This window comes from Saccharopolyspora erythraea (assembly GCF_018141105.1).
In the GTDB taxonomy this organism is placed as follows: domain Bacteria; phylum Actinomycetota; class Actinomycetes; order Mycobacteriales; family Pseudonocardiaceae; genus Saccharopolyspora_D; species Saccharopolyspora_D erythraea_A.
The window spans coordinates 7,270,590-7,286,278 of sequence record NZ_CP054839.1 but is presented as its reverse complement, the minus strand read 5'-3'; the positions used below and the strand labels follow the sequence as shown (position 1 = coordinate 7,286,278).

The 15,689-nt window shown below is 71.4% G+C and carries 15 protein-coding genes; 7 read left to right on the top strand and 8 right to left on the bottom strand.

Annotated elements, in window-relative coordinates:
- Positions 1-150 precede the first annotated feature (150 nt).
- From HUO13_RS32550 to HUO13_RS32535, 4 genes are all read left to right on the top strand, one after another.
- Positions 151-969, top strand: coding sequence for a hypothetical protein (locus HUO13_RS32550; RefSeq protein ID WP_249124236.1), 819 nt, complete (start codon positions 151-153; stop codon positions 967-969).
- Between the two features lie 144 nt (positions 970-1,113).
- Positions 1,114-2,298: a 5-(carboxyamino)imidazole ribonucleotide synthase gene (locus HUO13_RS32545; RefSeq protein WP_211898731.1), complete on the top strand. Its 1,185-nt coding sequence runs from the start codon at positions 1,114-1,116 to the stop codon at positions 2,296-2,298.
- A 52-nt stretch (positions 2,299-2,350) separates the two neighbouring features.
- Positions 2,351-2,863, top strand: a complete 513-nt coding sequence (purE, locus tag HUO13_RS32540) for a 5-(carboxyamino)imidazole ribonucleotide mutase (protein WP_211898730.1) — start codon at positions 2,351-2,353, stop codon at positions 2,861-2,863.
- A 216-nt stretch (positions 2,864-3,079) separates the two neighbouring features.
- Positions 3,080-3,535 carry a DoxX family protein gene (locus HUO13_RS32535; protein ID WP_249124235.1) on the top strand — a complete coding sequence of 152 codons (456 nt, stop codon included), beginning with the start codon at positions 3,080-3,082 and terminating at the stop codon, positions 3,533-3,535.
- Here the strand turns inward: HUO13_RS32535 and HUO13_RS32530 are convergent.
- From HUO13_RS32530 to HUO13_RS32520, 3 genes are all read right to left on the bottom strand, one after another.
- Positions 3,517-4,257, bottom strand: a complete 741-nt coding sequence (locus tag HUO13_RS32530) for a TIGR03089 family protein (RefSeq protein WP_211898729.1) — start codon at positions 4,255-4,257, stop codon at positions 3,517-3,519. The genes HUO13_RS32535 and HUO13_RS32530 overlap by 19 nt on opposite strands.
- 19 nt (positions 4,258-4,276) lie before the next feature.
- A complete protein-coding gene (locus HUO13_RS32525; protein ID WP_211898728.1) occupies positions 4,277-5,827 on the bottom strand; it encodes an LCP family protein in 1,551 nt (516 codons plus the stop codon).
- A 66-nt stretch (positions 5,828-5,893) separates the two neighbouring features.
- Positions 5,894-7,657: an LCP family protein gene (locus HUO13_RS32520; RefSeq protein ID WP_249124234.1), complete on the bottom strand. Its 1,764-nt coding sequence runs from the start codon at positions 7,655-7,657 to the stop codon at positions 5,894-5,896.
- A 256-nt stretch (positions 7,658-7,913) separates the two neighbouring features.
- On the opposite strand from HUO13_RS32520, the gene rfbB reads away from it, so the two are divergent.
- On the top strand, positions 7,914-8,906 hold the full coding sequence (rfbB, locus tag HUO13_RS32515; RefSeq protein ID WP_211898727.1) for a dTDP-glucose 4,6-dehydratase: 993 nt from the start codon (positions 7,914-7,916) through the stop codon (positions 8,904-8,906).
- A complete protein-coding gene (gene rfbD, locus HUO13_RS32510) occupies positions 8,903-9,826 on the top strand; it encodes a dTDP-4-dehydrorhamnose reductase (RefSeq protein WP_211898726.1) in 924 nt (307 codons plus the stop codon). The genes rfbB and rfbD overlap by 4 nt, the downstream gene beginning before the upstream one ends.
- Before the next feature lie 131 nt (positions 9,827-9,957).
- Here the strand turns inward: rfbD and HUO13_RS32505 are convergent, their stop codons facing one another.
- The 3 genes from HUO13_RS32505 to HUO13_RS32495 form a co-directional block, all read right to left on the bottom strand.
- Positions 9,958-10,779, bottom strand: coding sequence for an SAM-dependent methyltransferase (locus HUO13_RS32505; protein ID WP_211898725.1), 822 nt, complete (start codon positions 10,777-10,779; stop codon positions 9,958-9,960).
- 111 nt (positions 10,780-10,890) lie between these two features.
- Complete coding sequence (locus HUO13_RS32500) at positions 10,891-11,067, bottom strand: MerR family transcriptional regulator (RefSeq protein WP_282975243.1); 177 nt, start codon at positions 11,065-11,067, stop codon at positions 10,891-10,893.
- 100 nt (positions 11,068-11,167) lie between these two features.
- Positions 11,168-11,359 (bottom strand): MerR family transcriptional regulator, encoded by a 192-nt coding sequence (locus HUO13_RS32495; protein WP_249124233.1) that lies wholly within the window; start codon positions 11,357-11,359, stop codon positions 11,168-11,170.
- Between the two features lie 216 nt (positions 11,360-11,575).
- Between HUO13_RS32495 and HUO13_RS32490 the strand changes: the two genes are divergently transcribed.
- Positions 11,576-11,941, top strand: a complete 366-nt coding sequence (locus HUO13_RS32490) for a hypothetical protein (RefSeq protein ID WP_211898723.1) — start codon at positions 11,576-11,578, stop codon at positions 11,939-11,941.
- Between the two features lie 183 nt (positions 11,942-12,124).
- Here HUO13_RS32490 and HUO13_RS32485 read toward each other — a convergent pair whose 3' ends face one another.
- The gene (locus tag HUO13_RS32485; RefSeq protein ID WP_211898722.1) at positions 12,125-13,159 is read right to left on the bottom strand and encodes a glycosyltransferase family 4 protein; all 1,035 of its coding nucleotides are present in this window, start codon (positions 13,157-13,159) and stop codon (positions 12,125-12,127) included.
- Positions 13,152-15,644 carry a glycosyltransferase gene (locus tag HUO13_RS32480; protein ID WP_211903313.1) on the bottom strand — a complete coding sequence of 831 codons (2,493 nt, stop codon included), beginning with the start codon at positions 15,642-15,644 and terminating at the stop codon, positions 13,152-13,154. Before HUO13_RS32480 ends, HUO13_RS32485 begins: the two co-directional genes overlap by 8 nt.
- Positions 15,645-15,689: the final 45 nt, after the last annotated feature.

The window sequence follows — 15,689 nt, the reverse complement described above, 5'->3', positions numbered from 1 at the left end:
GCCGTCAACGATGAGTCACGTCGGCCGCGTGAACGACGGCCTGAACCCGAAGATCAGTGTGATGTACCTCAATTCGGGAACGCCAACCCCTACACCGTCATGGGCGAACCGCTGCTGCGTCCCGATCGCGGGGAGTGAGAAGGAGGGGCCTTGAGCAGCGAAGAACGGACGCCGGGGTGTGACGGGGAACTCGTTGCGGGCAAGTGTCGCGCGTTGCGCGCCCGCTGGCGCACGGCGAGCCTGGCGGCGGGCTGGCCGTTCCCGAGCGACTGGGCCTCGGAGGCCGTCGAGCGCGTCTGCGAGGCGGTGGTCGGCGGTGCGGACCCGCTGGAGCGGCTGGGCGAGCTGGGCGCGGCCAGGGCCGAGGCGGGCGTCGGACTCGCGGGGACCCTGCAGGACCTGGCGGCGCTGCACGCGGCGATGACCGGCGACCACGACGGCCTGGTGTCCGCCGACCCCGACGCGGTGCCCGCGCACCTGGTCCGCGCCACGGCGCTGGGCTGGGCCGACGTGGTCGCGCGGCTGGCCGTGGGCCGCGAGGTGCAGGACCCGCTGACCGGTCTGACCACGCTGTCGTACCTGCGGACCAGGCTGCACGAGCTCTACCGGCTGGCCGGCGCGTCCGGCCGCACCCCGGACGCGGACCACGCGCTGGTCGAGGTGTCGCTCGACGTGCGGGGCGAGGACCGCGGCTACCCGGCGATGATGGCCATGGTGCTGGCCGCCGACGTCCTGCGGGCGGTCTTCGACGCGGGCGAGACGGTGTCGCTGGCGCGGTCGTCGACCGCTCTGGTGCTGGCACCGCGCGGCCGGTCCACGACCGACAGGTGCGCACGCCTCGGGCGCCTCATCGAGCGCCGCATCGCCGACGATCCCGCGCTGCTGATGAACGGCCCGGTCCGCGTCCGGGAGGTGGCACTGCCGCCCGCGCACGAGCAGGCGTGCGCGCTGATCACCTCGATGGCGTGACCGCTTCCGGGGCTTCGCCCTCCGGCCGCCCGGGGTTCCGCCACTCCGGCCCGGGCAGCCCCAGCAGGGCGGTCGCGCCCCAGCGGTGCGGGACAGGCCAACCCCTGCACAGGCCGGTCGGCGCACCGCTTTAGGCTTTTCGGCGTGGACCATCGCACCGGAACCCCCGTCGTCGGCATGATCGGTGGTGGCCAGCTCGCACGCATGACCCACCAGGCGGCGATCCCCCTGGGGCAGTCGCTGCGGGTGCTGGCGACCTCGCCGGACGATCCGGCCGCGCTCGTCGCGCCGGACGTGCGGATCGGCCACCACACCGACCTGGACGCGCTGAAGGACTTCGCGCAGGGCTGCGACGTCGTCACCTTCGACCACGAGCACGTGCCAGGCGAGCACCTGCGGGCGCTGGCCGCCGCCGGCGTCGCGGTGCATCCCGGGCCGGACGCGCTGCTGCACGCCCAGGACAAGCTGGTGATGCGCCGCAAGCTCGACGAGCTCGGGCTGCCGGTGCCGCCCTACGCCGAGGTGACCAAGCCCGCCGACGTCCTGGAGTTCGGCGCCGAGCACGGCTGGCCCTGCGTGCTCAAGACCGCGCGCGGCGGTTACGACGGCCGTGGCGTGTGGGTCCTCAACACTCCCGAAGGCGCCAAGCGCACGACGGCCGAGCTGCTCGACGCCGGCTCGCCGCTGCTGGTCGAGCAGCGCGTTCCGCTGCGCCGCGAGCTTGCCGCGCTGGTCGCGCGCTCGCCGTTCGGGCAGGGCGCGGTGTGGCCGCTGGTGGAGACGGTGCAGTCGGACGGGATCTGCGTGCAGGTGCTCGCGCCCGCGCCCCGCGCGTCCGAGGCGCTGACCCAGCAGGCGCAGGACATCGCGCTGAAGGTGGCCGAGTCGCTCGGCGTCGTCGGGGTGCTCGCGGTGGAGCTGTTCGAGACCGACGGCGGCCTGGTGGTCAACGAGCTGGCGATGCGCCCGCACAACTCCGGGCACTGGACCATCGAGGGCGCGCGGACCTCGCAGTTCGAGCAGCACGTGCGCGCGGTGCTCGACTACCCGCTCGGCAGCACGGAGCTCACCGCGCCCGCGGTGGTGATGGCCAACGTCCTGGGGGCGCCGACCGAGCCGAAGATGGGCGTCGACGAGCGGCTGCACCACCTGTTCGCCCGCTTCCCGCAGGCCAAGGTCCACCTCTACGGCAAGGCCGAGCGCCCGGGCCGCAAGGTCGGGCACGTCACGCTGCTCGGCGACCGGATGGACGAGGTGCGCGAGCAGGCGCGGCTGGCGGCCCACTTCCTGTCGGCGGCGGAGTGGCCGGACGGCCACCAGATCCACTGACAGCCCGCGCCGACGGGTGCGGCGGGAGAAGCGAAGCGGGAGAGGTGTGCAGGTGAATCCACTGGTCGGCGTGATCATGGGCAGCGACTCGGACTGGCCGGTCATGCAGGCGGCGGGGCAGGCGCTGTCGGAGTTCGACGTGCCCTACGAGGTCGGCGTGTACTCGGCGCACCGCACCCCGCAGCGGATGCTCGACTACGCCCGGGAGGCCGCCGACCGCGGTGTGCGGGTGATCATCGCCGGTGCCGGCGGTGCGGCGCACCTGCCGGGCATGGTCGCCTCGGCGACGGTGCTGCCGGTGATCGGGGTGCCGGTGCCGCTCAAGCACCTGGACGGCATGGACTCGCTGCTGTCGATCGTGCAGATGCCCGCAGGGGTGCCGGTCGCGACGGTGTCGGTCGGCGGTGCGCGCAACGCGGGCCTGCTCGCGGTGCGGATGCTCTCGGCCGACTCCGGTGAGCTCGGCGCCCGGCTGCGTTCGGCGATGGCCGCGTTCCAGTCCGATCTGGAGAACCTGGTGCTGGACAAGCACTCCGCGTTGCAGGAGAAGGCCGCCGGCGCCTGACGCCACATGACTTCCGGGAGGGCCCCTCTGCCGAATCCGGCGGAGGGGCCCTCCTGTGTCGTGGCGTGGAATTTCCCGGTCATGGCGTCCAGTTCGGACGGGTTCCCGGATTTTCCGCTGCTGGCCCGGGAAATTCCCGATTTCCCCTGCGAATGCATCCGGGTGTGGATGTGATCTCGCGCGCGACTCAGGGCAATATTTGAACCTTCACGTATATTGGCGCTGAGCTTCCGCTACCCCGAAAGGCTGATCATGGAGCAACGCGCACGTGACCTCACGGTCCTGCTGGCACGCCTGGTCGTGGGCGCGACCTTCCTCGCGCACGCCTACCAGAAGTTCGCCATCAACGGCATCGACAACGTCGCCACCGGGTTCGGCAAGATGGGCATCCCGGCACCGGCCGTCGCCGCCTGGTTCACCGCGCTGGTCGAGCTCTGCGGCGGACTCGCGCTGATCCTGGGCGTCCTGCTGCCGGTCGCGGGCGTGCTGCTCGCGGCGATCATGATCGGCGCGCTCGCCACCGCGCACCTGTCGTCGGGCTTCTTCGCCACCGACGGCGGTTTCGAGTACGTGCTCGTGCTGGCCGTCGCCAGCCTGGCGCTGGGCTTCAGCGGCTCGCGCTACACGCTGGCCGGGGCCCTGCGCGGCAACCGTCAGGTCGCCGAGGGCTGACCCGCCGGGCCGGTGCCGAGTTCGACCGTGATCCGCTCGTCGGACCGGCGCCGGTCCAGCTTCGCGGGGTCGAGGTTGGCGCACTGCACCAGAGCGGCCCGCGCCGCCAGCACGGTCAGCAGACCGTCCACCACACCGCCGCGCAGATCCCAGTCCACAGTGGACAGAACGCGGTCGTCGCCGCCGATGCCGAGCTCGCCCGCCCGCCGTTGCGCCGACTCGACGACCTCGTCCGCGGTCGCCTCCAGCAGGGCGGGCGAGTCGCCCGGAACCGGTGTCAGGGCGAGGAAGTCGTCACCGTGGACCCGGATGTCGGACACGTAGTCCACGACACTCGATGGCAGCCCGCGCACCGGCGCGCCGAGCGCATCCAGGCCGACCGCGGCGACCACGGCCGCGCCGTCGCCCCGGTCCAGGTCCGACGCGGGCACGAACGCCACCTCCGCGCCGCGCGGGTCGTCGCTCACGTGCGCGCCGCACCACCACGAGCCCAGCAGCACACCGACGGTCTGCCAGTGCGCGGGCAACGCGACCGAGACCCGGGTGCCCGGCTCGACGTCGAGCTCGTCGACAAGCCAGTTGGCCGTCTTCGCCGCCCAGTTCGCCACCGTCAGGCGCGACAGCTCGATGCGCGCGCCCGTGGCGTCGTCGTAGTAGGTGACCAGCGGCTTCGGGCCGCCGGTCGCCAGCAGTGGTCCGAGCAGGCGCTGCGTGACGCTCATGCGGTGAGCGTAACGGGCGTCAGTTCACGCAGGGGATGCCGGAGGGCGTGATCGGCTGCTGCCGGTGCGCCGGACCGTCCAGGCGCAGCAGCGGCCGCGACCCGAAGCCGGTCGGGGTCGGCACCACCGTGCCGGGAGGCGGAACCGCGCTGGGGGCGCCCGGGTTCGGAGCGGGCGAGGCCGGACCCGTCACCAGCCCGGCGACGAAGTTCTTCACCTGCGCCGGGTTGACCCGCACGATGCTCTGGTTGCGGTCGTCGCGGGCACCCGCGTCGACGACCGGCATCGTCACGAACTCCACGCTGCCACCGGCCAGCGCCTGCATCTGCTGGGCGAACCCGACGACGTCCCAGTCCTGGTCGAGCACCACCGACCGGCGGGCGGCGTTGACCAGTCCGTTCACCTTCGCCGGGTCGGTCAGCGTGCCGGTCGAGAGCACCTTGTTCAGTACCGAGGCCATGAACGCCTGCTGGCGCACGATCCGGTCCAGGTCGCCGCGCGGCAGGCCGTGGCGCTGGCGGACGAAGGCCAGCGCGTCCCCGCCCGAGATCGTCTGCACCCCTGCGGCGAACTCGGCGCCGGAGTCCTTGTCGCTGGTGGCCTGGTTGAGGCAGACCTCGACGCCGCCGAGGGCCTGGGTGACCTCGAAGAAGCCGAGCATGTTGACCTCGGCGTAGTGGTCGATCCGGGCGCCGGTCAGGTTCTGCACGGTCTGCACCAGCGCGCGTTCGCCCGCGGCCCTGGACTGCCGCTCGGCCTCGGCCGCCGGAACGCCCCTGTCGTCCAGCTCGTCGAAGGCCGCGGTCTTGGCCAGGCCGTAGACGGCGTTGATCTTCTCCTGGGAGCCGCCGGGCGCGGCGGTGTAGGTGTCGCGCGGAATGGAGATCGCCGACGGCGTCGCCCCGCTGTGCGGGACGCGGACCAGGATCAGCGAGTCGGTGTTGTAGCCGTTGCTGCTCTCGGTGCGCAGCTCCTTGAGGATCGCCTCCGGCAACGGGTTGCCCTGCGCGTCGGTGCGGCTGTCGTTGCCGACCAGCAGCAGGTCGTTCGCGCCGTCGTCGACCGGCGGGCCCTCCTGCTCGCCCGCGTCGGCCAGCACCCGGGAGGTGCTGACGTCGCCGCTGAGCCGGTCCAGCGTGATCCAGCCGATCGCGGTGGCGGCGAGGACCACCACCGACACCAGCGCGATCGCCCCACGACCGGCGGCGCTGGCGACCCGTCGCGTGCGGTGCGGCGCGGGTGCCGGGTCCGGTCGGCCGTCTCCCTGCTGGGCTTCGGTATCCGCTGCGGTCGTGTCCGCGTCAGCGGTGCTCGCACCGGGAGTTCCCACCGCCTCGGCGCCTTCGCCGCCGGGCGTTGTCCCGCCGCGAACCGCGACCGGCTCGGGGTCGTCCGGCCACGAGCCGACCGCCTCCGGACCGCCGGACGGTAACCGCGCGTCGGCCGGTTCCGCGCCGCCGGCCCGCGCGCCGTCAGGCGTTCCCGTCCGCGAGTCCGCCGCCGATGCGCCGTCCGCCTGCCCGGCGGCGGCCTCCTCGGCGGCGGAACCCCGTTCCTGCTCGTCCCCCACGCTCGCCTCCAGACGGCGGTCTCCCCGATACGCGACAACCAAGAGTACTGCGTTCGGGGACCGCGATCAGTTGACGCAGGGAACTCCGTCCGCGGTGATCGGCTCCTCCTGCTCCGGCTGCTGCGCGGGAGCGACGACCGGTCCCTGCCGCATGCCGTCGAGCGCGACCGACCTGGAACCCGCGAAGTTCTGCTTGCCGGGGCCGTTGTAGTCCTTGCCGACGTAGACCTCGACCTTGCCGGACTTCACGTTCTCGCTGGGCTGCACCGGCAGCCCGCCGAGGACGTCGGCCACCTGCTGGGCGACCGCCTCCTCGCCGGGGGCGCTGTAGACCACCGAGCTCGGCATCGACTGGGCGTTGGCGCTGCCGCCCTGGGCGAAGCCCTCCGTGGTGACCGCTTCCAGCACGCTGGCGGCGAGCCCGCTGATGCCGGAGGCGTTGTAGACGCTGACGCTGACGCCCGAGCGCTGCTCCTCGGCGGTCGCCTCCGCCTGCTGCTTGATCCGCCGCTCCTCGGGGTTCAGCAGCAGGTCCGCGGCGAACTTCTGGATCTCGCGGGGCTTGATCGTCACCTCTTCCTGGCCGGACTCGCCGACCAGGTGCACCGGGATGGTCTGGAACTCGATGTTGCCGCCCGCGATGCCCTGCATCTGCTGGGCGAAGCCCATCATGTCGCTGCCCAGGTCGTCGTCCACCACGATCGACTTCTGGATCGCGCTGACCAGCGCGGAAAGCTTGGCCGGGTTGCTCAGGGTGCCGCTGGACAGGACCTTGCGGGCCAGACCGGACATGAAGACCTGCTGGCGGACACCGCGGTCGAGCTCGTTGATCAGCCCGTGGCGCTGTCGGACGAACGCCAGAGCGTCGGCGCCCTGGATGGTCTGCGGACCCGCCTTGAACACCGCGCCGGAGTACTCGCTGTCGTCGACGTCGTCCTTGAGGCAGACGTCGACACCGCCCACGGCCCTGGTGATCTCGTAGAAGCCGAGCAGGTTGACCTCGGCGTAGTGGTCGACGCTGACGCCGGAGATGTCCTCTATGGTCTGGATGAGGAACTTCTGCCCGGCCTTGTGCGCGTCCAGCTCGATCTGCTTGGGGTCCTTGGCGCCGGACTCCTGGAGCCGCGCCCGTTCGGCGTTCTTGGCGTGCAGCATCGCCTCGGTGAGCTTGCGCTCGCCGAAGCCCTGGCCCAGCTTGACCATCGTGTCGCGCGGGAAGCTCATCGCGCTGGCGCGCCGGCCTCCGTTGGGGATGCGCACGAGGATCATCGTGTCGGTGAGGTCGCCGCCGCCGTCGTCGGTGGTGCGCAGCTCGCGCAGAATCTCCTCGGGCAGCGGGTTTCCCTGCGCGTCCACGCGGGCGTCGTTGCCGACCAGCAGGATGTCGGTGGCGCCGTCGGGGGAGTTGAAGCCCTTGCCGATGACGTCGTTGGTCTTCAGGCCGCTGTTGAGGCTTTGCAGCGTCGCCCAGGCGTACCCGGTGGTGCTGAGCACGACCACCGACAGCAGTGCGACCAGCACCCGGCCGAAGGTCCGCCCGCCGATGCCCCGGCGCCGGTCGCGGCTCCAGGTGTCGTCATGTGGCGCGTTCTCGGGTGCGCCGGCGCGGGCCGCCGCGACGCGGTCGCGCTGCGCGCCCTGCGGTGGACGGCGGCGAGCCGGACCGGAGGAGGCGGCGCCGCGCGCGGCGCGCCCCGGTTGGGCCGCGGTCCTGTCGCTTCCGCTCCTCGGGCCGTTCCCGGCCCTGGAGCCCCTGCCGGCTCCGGGAGGCGGAACGGGTCTGCCGGGCTGCCCCTGCGGGCCCCCGGGCCACCGCGGCCGGTCGTCCACGCCGAATCCTCCTTGGGCTGCCGTCGAGCGTTACACCCCGCGAGGTGATTTTGCTCGTGTTCAACATGCAGGCTAACGGTGATCGCGTGGAAGTGGTTCGGGTCCCGTCAAGACAGGTGAGATCGCTCATATGAGTGAGATGTAGTTTCACTCTGCGTTGTCAGGGACTGTCACTGTCCGCCGCGCCAAGCGTGTCAGACTGCCGCATGCGCCCCCGTTCGGGGGCGAGGACCGGAGTGTCAGAAAGGCGCCATCCATGCGGGTCTTGGTCACTGGGGGAGCCGGTTTCATCGGCTCGCACTACGTACGGCAGCTCCTCGGCGGGGCCTACCCGGCGTTCGCCGGGGCCGACGTGGTGGTGCTCGACAAGCTCACCTACGCGGGCAACGAGGAAAACCTGCGCCCGGTCGCCGACGACCCGCGGTTCCGCTTCGTCCGCGGTGACATCTGCGACTGGAGCGTGGTCTCGGAGGTGGTGCGCGACGTCGACGTCGTCGTGCACTTCGCCGCCGAAACCCACGTCGACCGGTCGATCCTGGGCGCGTCGGACTTCGTGGTGACCAACGTCGTCGGCACCAACACGCTGCTGCAGGGCGCGCTCGCGGCCAACGTGTCGAAGTTCGTGCACGTCTCGACCGACGAGGTCTACGGCACCATCGAGCACGGTTCGTGGCCCGAGGACCACATGCTGGAGCCGAACTCGCCCTACTCGGCGGCGAAAGCGGGCTCGGACCTCATCGCCCGCGCCTACCACCGCACGCACGGGCTGCCGGTGTGCATCACGCGCTGCTCCAACAACTACGGGCCGTACCAGTTCCCGGAGAAGGTGCTGCCGCTGTTCATCACGAACCTGATGGACGGCAGGAAGGTGCCGCTCTACGGCGACGGGCTCAACGTCCGGGACTGGCTGCACGTCACCGACCACTGCCGCGGCATCCAGCTGGTGGCCGAGTCCGGGCGGGCCGGTGAGATCTACAACATCGGCGGCGGGACCGAGCTGACCAACAAGGAGCTCACCGAGCGGGTGCTGGAGCTGATGGGGCAGGACTGGTCGATGGTCCAGCCGGTCACCGACCGCAAGGGCCACGACCGCCGCTACAGCGTCGACCACACCAAGATCTCCGAGGAGCTCGGCTACGAGCCGGTCGTGTCCTTCGAGCGCGGACTCGCCGAAACCGTCGAGTGGTACCGCGAAAACCGCGCGTGGTGGGAGCCGCTGAAGTCGGCTCCGGACGGGGGCAAGCGATGACCCGCAGCCGGCTCGCGGTGCTGGTGCCGGGCGGTCGCGGCCAGGTCGGCTCGGAGCTGCGGCGAATCGTGTCCGGTTGGTCCGGAGCACTGGTCCACGCGCCGGGATCGGGCGAACTGGACGTGACCGACGCCGAGGCCGTCGCCGACGCGGTGGACTCCTTCGCCGAGACCGCGCGCGACTCCGACCTGCGGCCGGTGGTCGTCAACGCCGCCGCCTTCACCGCGGTCGACGCCGCGGAGCAGGAGACGGAGCGGTCGGCGGCGATCAACGTCGCGGGCGCGGCGGCCCTGGCGGGCGCCTGCGGCAGGCGCGGTGTTCCGCTGCTGCACATCTCCACCGACTACGTCTTCCCCGGAGACGCGACCAAGCCCTACGAGCCCGACGACGAGACCGGGCCGCGAACCTCCTACGGGCGCACGAAGCTCGACGGAGAACGCGCGGTGCTCGACTCGGACGCGCGGGCCTGGGTGGTGCGCACCGCATGGGTCTACGGCGCGCGCGGGAAGAACTTCGTCAAGACCATGGCGCGGCTGGAGTCCGAGCGCGACACCCTGTCCGTTGTGGACGACCAGGTCGGATGCCCGACGTGGGCGGCGGATCTGGCGGCGGGACTGCTGGAGCTGGCCGGACGGGTTGCCGAGCGCAAGGGCCCCGAGCAGCGGGTGCTGCACTGCGTCAACGGCGGCCAGACGAGCTGGTTCGAGTTCGCGCGCGCGGTCTTCGCCGAGCTGGGCGCCGACCCGGAGCGGGTCCGGCCTTGCAGCAGCGAGGAGTTCCCCCTCCCGGCGCCGCGGCCGGCGTACTCGGTGCTCTCCGGCCGCGCCTGGGAGGCGAGCGAGCTGACCCCGCTGCGCCACTGGCGGGACGCGCTCGCCGCGGCCTTCGCCGCCGACGGCGACGCGCTGCGCGGCCGGTAGGACGGCGCCGCCGGCGCGCTCCCGGCGGCCTTACGGCCTGGCTGGTGGCCTGGCCGGTGGCCGCCGATTCCTGCCGCCGGTTCCCCTGGGCCGTCAGGATTTGCGGTCGCTGTCAGTGTTCGCTCGGGCCGTCAGGGTATGCGGGCGACACCGCCGAGCGCGCCCACGTCCGACGGCTCGCAGTTCGCGGCGGCGTCGGGACGCCACTGCGGGTAGGACACCAGGCCCGGCGACACGAACTCCAGGCCGTCGAAGAAGCCGGCGATGTGGCCGGGGCTGCGCAGCCGGTAAGGGGAGGCGTCCCGCTCGTTGTAGTAGTCCTGCGCCTCCACCAGCGACGGATCGGTGTCGGTGGCGTCGCCGATCACCAGGTAGCTGCCGGACGGCACGGCGGCGACCAGCCGTCGCACGACGTCGCCCGCGATGTCGTCGTCGGGGACCAGGCCGAGGACGCCCAGCAGCATCACAGCGACCGGGCGGCCGAAGTCGAGGGTCTGCGCGGCCTTGTCGAGGACGGCCCTGGTGTCCCGGACGTCGGCGTGCAGGTAGTCGGTGCTGCCTTCCGCCGTGCTCGTCAGCAGGGCGCGCGCATGCGCGAGCACCAGCGGGTCGTTGTCGACGTAGACGACGCGGGACTCCGGTGCGACACGCTGCGCGATCTCGTGGGTGTTGTCGGCCGTCGGCAGCCCGGTACCGATGTCGAGGAACTGCCGGATGCCCGCCTCGCCCGCCAGGTGGCGCACGACGCGGGTGAGGAAGCCGCGCCCGGTCCTGGCCATGTCGACGATGCCGGGGAACGTCTGTCGGTAGCGGTCGCCGGCGTCGCGGTCGACGGCGTAGTTGTCCTTGCCGCCCAGCCAGTAGTTCCAGATCCGCGCGGAGTGCGGAACGGTCGTGTCGATGGTGCTCAGCGACGACTGGGCGGACGACGCGGTGGCTGGATCGTCGCTCATCGGCGGACCTCTCGGATGCGGTGCGTTCGGAGCGCCCATACTGCCGCAATCCCCGCACCTGCGGGGCGGCAGCGGCGAATTCCCGGCGCTTCGGCGCAGGTCCGGCGTCGCCTACTGCTCGCGTTGGCGCAGGGTGTGCTCCCTGAGCTGCTGCTTCACCTCGTCAAGGCGAAAGCGCGCCTGACCGCCCGCAGTGACCGCTGCCGGCGTCACGATTCCCTGGCGTACCCAGCGGGCCACTGTTTGGCGCGTGACCCCAAGCTCGCGCGCAACCTCGGAACTCGACACGAGGCGCGACGAAGCGGGCACAGTTCCCGAAACCAGTAGTGGGGCAGGCGAGGTCAACTGTCGGCTGTTCGTTGCAGGTCCGGCGGAAACGCTGCGGTGCCTACTGCTCGCGTTGCCGACGTGTGTGCTCCCTGAGCTGCTGCTTCGACTTCTCAAGATCGAAGCGAGCCTGGCCGCCTGGCGTGTACAGCTCGGGCACCAGGATCCCGGCAGCGACGTAGCGGGCGATCGAACGGCGACTCACGCCGATCTCGTCCGCGAGCTGGCTACTCGTCAGCAGCTTGGGTGCCACCCGCAGAACGTTGACACGAAAGGCTCACTCCTGCTTCTCAGATGACTCATTTTGGGATTGTTGTCATAACATGGCCCAGTTGTCTCAGTTAGAAAGACGAGTCGTCAGAGGGGTCGATGAAATGGCCAGGAGCAGTACGCACACGTGCGGAGACTGCGGTGGAAGTGGCTGCGGGGCGTGCGGTGGCACGGGCTCGATCACGATCGTGGACGCCTAGTGCTGCTGAACCCGTGGGATCTGCCGCCCGAGGCGGTTCCCTGCACCGTGGACCTCGGATCGGCAGGGAAAGGCCGCCGCAAGACCATGACCTTCTACCGGATTCCCGCCATGTCGCAGGGGCCGGAAGCGCGACGCGACAGGGACGGCCGGTGCTACCTCGCGTACATGTACAACTTCTACCTTTTCCGCTGGTACAAGGGCGATGGCGCCGCCTCGATCCACCACGGCCACCTCGGTTGCAGGAACAGCACGCGGTTGGCCTGGGACCTGCCGATCAACGAGCCGTGGGACCCGGCTGTTCTGGAGAGGAGAGGCAGGCAGTGGGCGCGCGATCACGACACGATGCACCGGAACCGACGCTGATCGGCCGTCCGATGAGCATGGCCGCGAATCTCGCCGTCATGCTCAGGGCTGCACAGTGGGAGCTTGACGATGCGGCTCGCAAAGTCCTCGAAGGTCGGTACGGACCCGCGGAGAAGGAGGCGCTGGCTGCTGGTCTCGAAGACCTGGCCCGTGCTGAGGTCGCCGGTGTAGGTGCCACCGCCGTCATCGGTCACCCGCCATCCGATACGCCCGCAATGTCGCTTCGGCGCAGGCTCGCCAGGTGAACCGCGCCGCGTGCGTCCTGCCCGCCTCCGGCGCGCCTGCGTCCAAAGCCCGGTGCAGGGCCGCCCGGAGGCCCTCCGCATCCCCGTACCGGAACAGTTCGGCGTGCCCGCCGGTCACCTCGCGCAGCGCCGGAATGTCGGAGCACACCACGGGGACCCCGCAGGCGAGGGCTTCCAGCGCGGGCAGGCCGAAGCCCTCGTCCCGCGAAGGCAGCACGAGCGCGCGGGCGCCCGCGACGACGCTGCGCAACTGAGGGTCGGGCAGGTAGCCGATGCGCTGCACGCGTCCGTCGTGACCGGGTTCCCCGGGGCCGACGACCACCAGCGGCGGCAACTCGTCGTCGAGCGCGCGCAGCAGGCCTGGCAGGCCCTTGCGGGGTCCGTCGGCGCCGACGAACAGCAGGTAGTCGGCGGGAAGTCGTCGCCGCAACTCCGCATCCGGCTCCGCGTCGAACCACTCGCGGTCCACACCCAGCGGTGTCACCACGAGCTTCGACCGGTCCACGCCGAGCCGCGTGCCGACCGCGTCGGCCACCGCCTCCGTCGGCGTGCACACCGCCACAGCACGCCGGACCGAAGCGCGAACCAGGTCCTCCAGGCCCGGTGCTTCGGAGGGTTCGTCGAGGAAGGCCAGGTCATGCACGGTGACGACACCCCCCGCCCGCGACGACGGCGGCAGCACGAAGTTCGTCCCGTGCACCACGTCGCTCGCCCCCGCCAGCAGTTCCACCGGCGGCAGGGGACCGCGCGACCACAGCGAGCGCAGCACTCGCGCGGGCACCGGCGGGCCGACGACGCGGGCGCCCGCGGGCGCCACCGACCGCAGCTCCCGCCAACCCCGCGTGGTGAACCCGATCAACCGCAGATCCACCAGCGAGGCCAGTTCACCGACCAACGAGGCGGTGTAGCGGCCGATGCCGGTCCGCCGCCCCAGCAACGGCGTCGCGTCGGCGAGGACCCGCAGGTCAGCCATTGCGTCGCAGCCGCTCCGCGGCCAGCCGGCGGAGGCGTCCGGTGGCGCGCTTGGCGACCTCCACCGGCCCGCCCGCGTCGAGGTAGTCGCGCAGCAGCGCGACGTCGCGGCGCAGCGTCTCGACACCCCGCAACTGCGGTGTGCGCACCAGCGGGCCCGACGCCTTCAGGCGGTCGGCCGCGGGCCTCGGGTCGCGGCAGAACTCGGTGAGCGGCGAGAGGACCGACTCCCAGGTGAACCGCTCCCGCACGGCCACGATCCGCTCCTGGCAACCGGCCGCGAACTCGGCGTCGTAGAGCACCTTCTCCAGCGCTTCGGCCAGTGCTTCCGGGTCCTCCGGCGGCACGACGACGCCGAGGCGCTCCTGGCGCACCAGGTCGGCGAAGGAATCGCCGTCGCTGGTCACCACCGGCAGCCCGGCCCACAGGTAGTCCAGGACCCGGGTGCGGAAGGCGAAGGTGGTCTCGACGTGCTCGAAGTGCGTGGTGACCCCGCAGTCGGCGTCGAGCAGGTAGTTCTGACGCTCGTTGTAAGGCACCCAGGTCTCGTTGAAGAACACGTGCTTGTCGGTGAGGCCGAGCCGCCCGGCGAGGCTGCGGGTCTGCCCGGCCATGCCCATCTCCGGCACGTCCGGGTTCGGGTGCTTCATGCCGAGGAAGAACAGCCGGATGTCGTTGTGCTGCTGGGAAAGCCGGTGCACGGCGTGCAGCAGCGTCAGCGGGTCGAACCAGCTGTAGACGCCGCCCGCCCACAGCACCACCTTGTCGTCGGCGTCGACGCCGCGCCGTGCGCCCTTGATCGCGGGGCCGGTGCGGCGCGGCGCCACCGACGGCAGCCCGAACGGCACCACCGACAGCAACGAGCGGACCGTGGGGTCGTTGTCGTAGAGGCCGGGGGTGAGCCTGCCCAGCGACGCGAGGTGGCCGAGCCAGAAGTGGCGCTGGCGTTCGGAGGCGCAAAGGAAGAAGTCGCCGCGCTCCAACTGCGTGTTGAGCACCTTCGTCACGCCCACCAGGTCCTTGGCGCGGCGCTCGTCGTCGGTGTCGCGGCCCTGCTCCAGCAGCTCCAGGTGCATCGGGTCATAGACGTCGCAGACCACGATCTTGGTGGAGTCGGCGTGCTTGAGCGCGGGCACCATCTCCAGCACGTGGCCCTGGAGCACGACGACGTCGGCCCAGTCCACGTGCGCACCGAGTTCGCGGGGCTTGGCGGCCAGCACGGCGAACGGCGACTCCGGCGGGTCGACCCGCTCGTTGACGCTGACCAGCCGCACCTCGTGCTCGTTGGACAGCACGTCGGCCATGTGCCAGGCGCGGATCGCCGGGCCCGCCATCCGCTCGGTCACCGCGTCGCCGGTGATGACCACGATCTTGCGCGGGCGCCCGAACACCTCGTCCAGCCCGAACGCCTCGACCAGCGCGTCGTGCGCGGCGAGGTAGCGCGGCAGCGGGTACGCAGGTTCCATGGCCTTGCGCATCAGCGGCAGCAGGTCGGCGTCGGTGCGGACCCTGGCCTGCTGCTCCGCCTCGCGGGACTCCTTCAGCGACGGCAGCATCTCGACGAACTGGTCGATCGCCAGCATGCCGGCCAGCGCGGCCCTGTCGATGGAGACCTCGCCACCGTCGTCGGGGCCGTCCGGGCGGCGGGTGATCTCAAGCTGCGTCGGGTCGATCTCCCCGCGCGCGGTCGCCCGCCGGACCGAAAGCGCCATCGCCGCGGGCAGCGCCCTGGCCAGGGTCTCGTCGGAGACGTTCTTGTAGAGGCTGGCGAGCGCGTTGCGTTCGAGCAGGTAGTACTCGCGCGCCGAGGCGATCTCGGTCATCGAGGCGTGGTGGCGGTGATACGTCAGCGAGCGAGGTTCGTAGCGGACCCGCCAACCCCGCAGGTTCAGCCGCCAGCCCAGATCCACATCCTCGTAGAACATGAAGTAGCGCTCGTCGAACCCACCGAGAGCCTCGAACAGCTCGGCGCGCACGAACATCGCGGAGCCGGTGCCGAACAGCACGTCCCGCGCCGCGTCGTGCGACCCGTCGTCGACCTCGCCGGCGTGGCGCTTGTAGCCCATGCCGAACCAGGTCAGACCACCGTCGACGAAGTCGACGTGCTTGCCTTCCCAGTCGAGCACCTTGCTGGCCACCGCGCCGACCGTCGGCTCCGACCGCAGCACCGACACCGCGGCACGAACCCACGCCCGATCCGGCCTGGCGTCGTTGTTGATGAACGCCAGCACCTGCCCGGTCGCCTCGCGGGCCCCGAGGTTGCAGCCACCGGCGAACCCGAGGTTCTCGGCGGACTCGACCACTCGGACGCCGGGCTCGGCACTGCGGATGCGCTCGACACCACCGTCCCCCGAAGCGTTGTCGACGCAGATCAGTTCCAGCCGGTCACCGGGGTAGTCGAGCTCCTCGCGGAGCGACCGCAGGCACGTCAGGGTGTCGTCGGTGCCGCGGTAGTTGACCACGATCACCGAAACGGTGGGCAGCATGCTGGACGTATCGGGCACGCCCCTAAGCCTGCACCATCCCGTCCC

What these genes read in the sequence shown, in the direction of transcription:
- HUO13_RS32485 (WP_211898722.1), bottom strand. Translation starts at nt 13,159, where the DNA reads ATGGCTGACCTGCGGGTCCTCGCCGACGCGACGCCGTTGCTGGGGCGG.
- rfbB (WP_211898727.1), top strand. Translation starts at nt 7,914, where the DNA reads ATGCGGGTCTTGGTCACTGGGGGAGCCGGTTTCATCGGCTCGCACTAC.
- HUO13_RS32530 (WP_211898729.1), bottom strand. Translation starts at nt 4,257, where the DNA reads ATGAGCGTCACGCAGCGCCTGCTCGGACCACTGCTGGCGACCGGCGGC.
- rfbD (WP_211898726.1), top strand. Translation starts at nt 8,903, where the DNA reads ATGACCCGCAGCCGGCTCGCGGTGCTGGTGCCGGGCGGTCGCGGCCAG.
- HUO13_RS32480 (WP_211903313.1), bottom strand. Translation starts at nt 15,644, where the DNA reads ATGCTGCCCACCGTTTCGGTGATCGTGGTCAACTACCGCGGCACCGAC.
- HUO13_RS32505 (WP_211898725.1), bottom strand. Translation starts at nt 10,779, where the DNA reads ATGAGCGACGATCCAGCCACCGCGTCGTCCGCCCAGTCGTCGCTGAGC.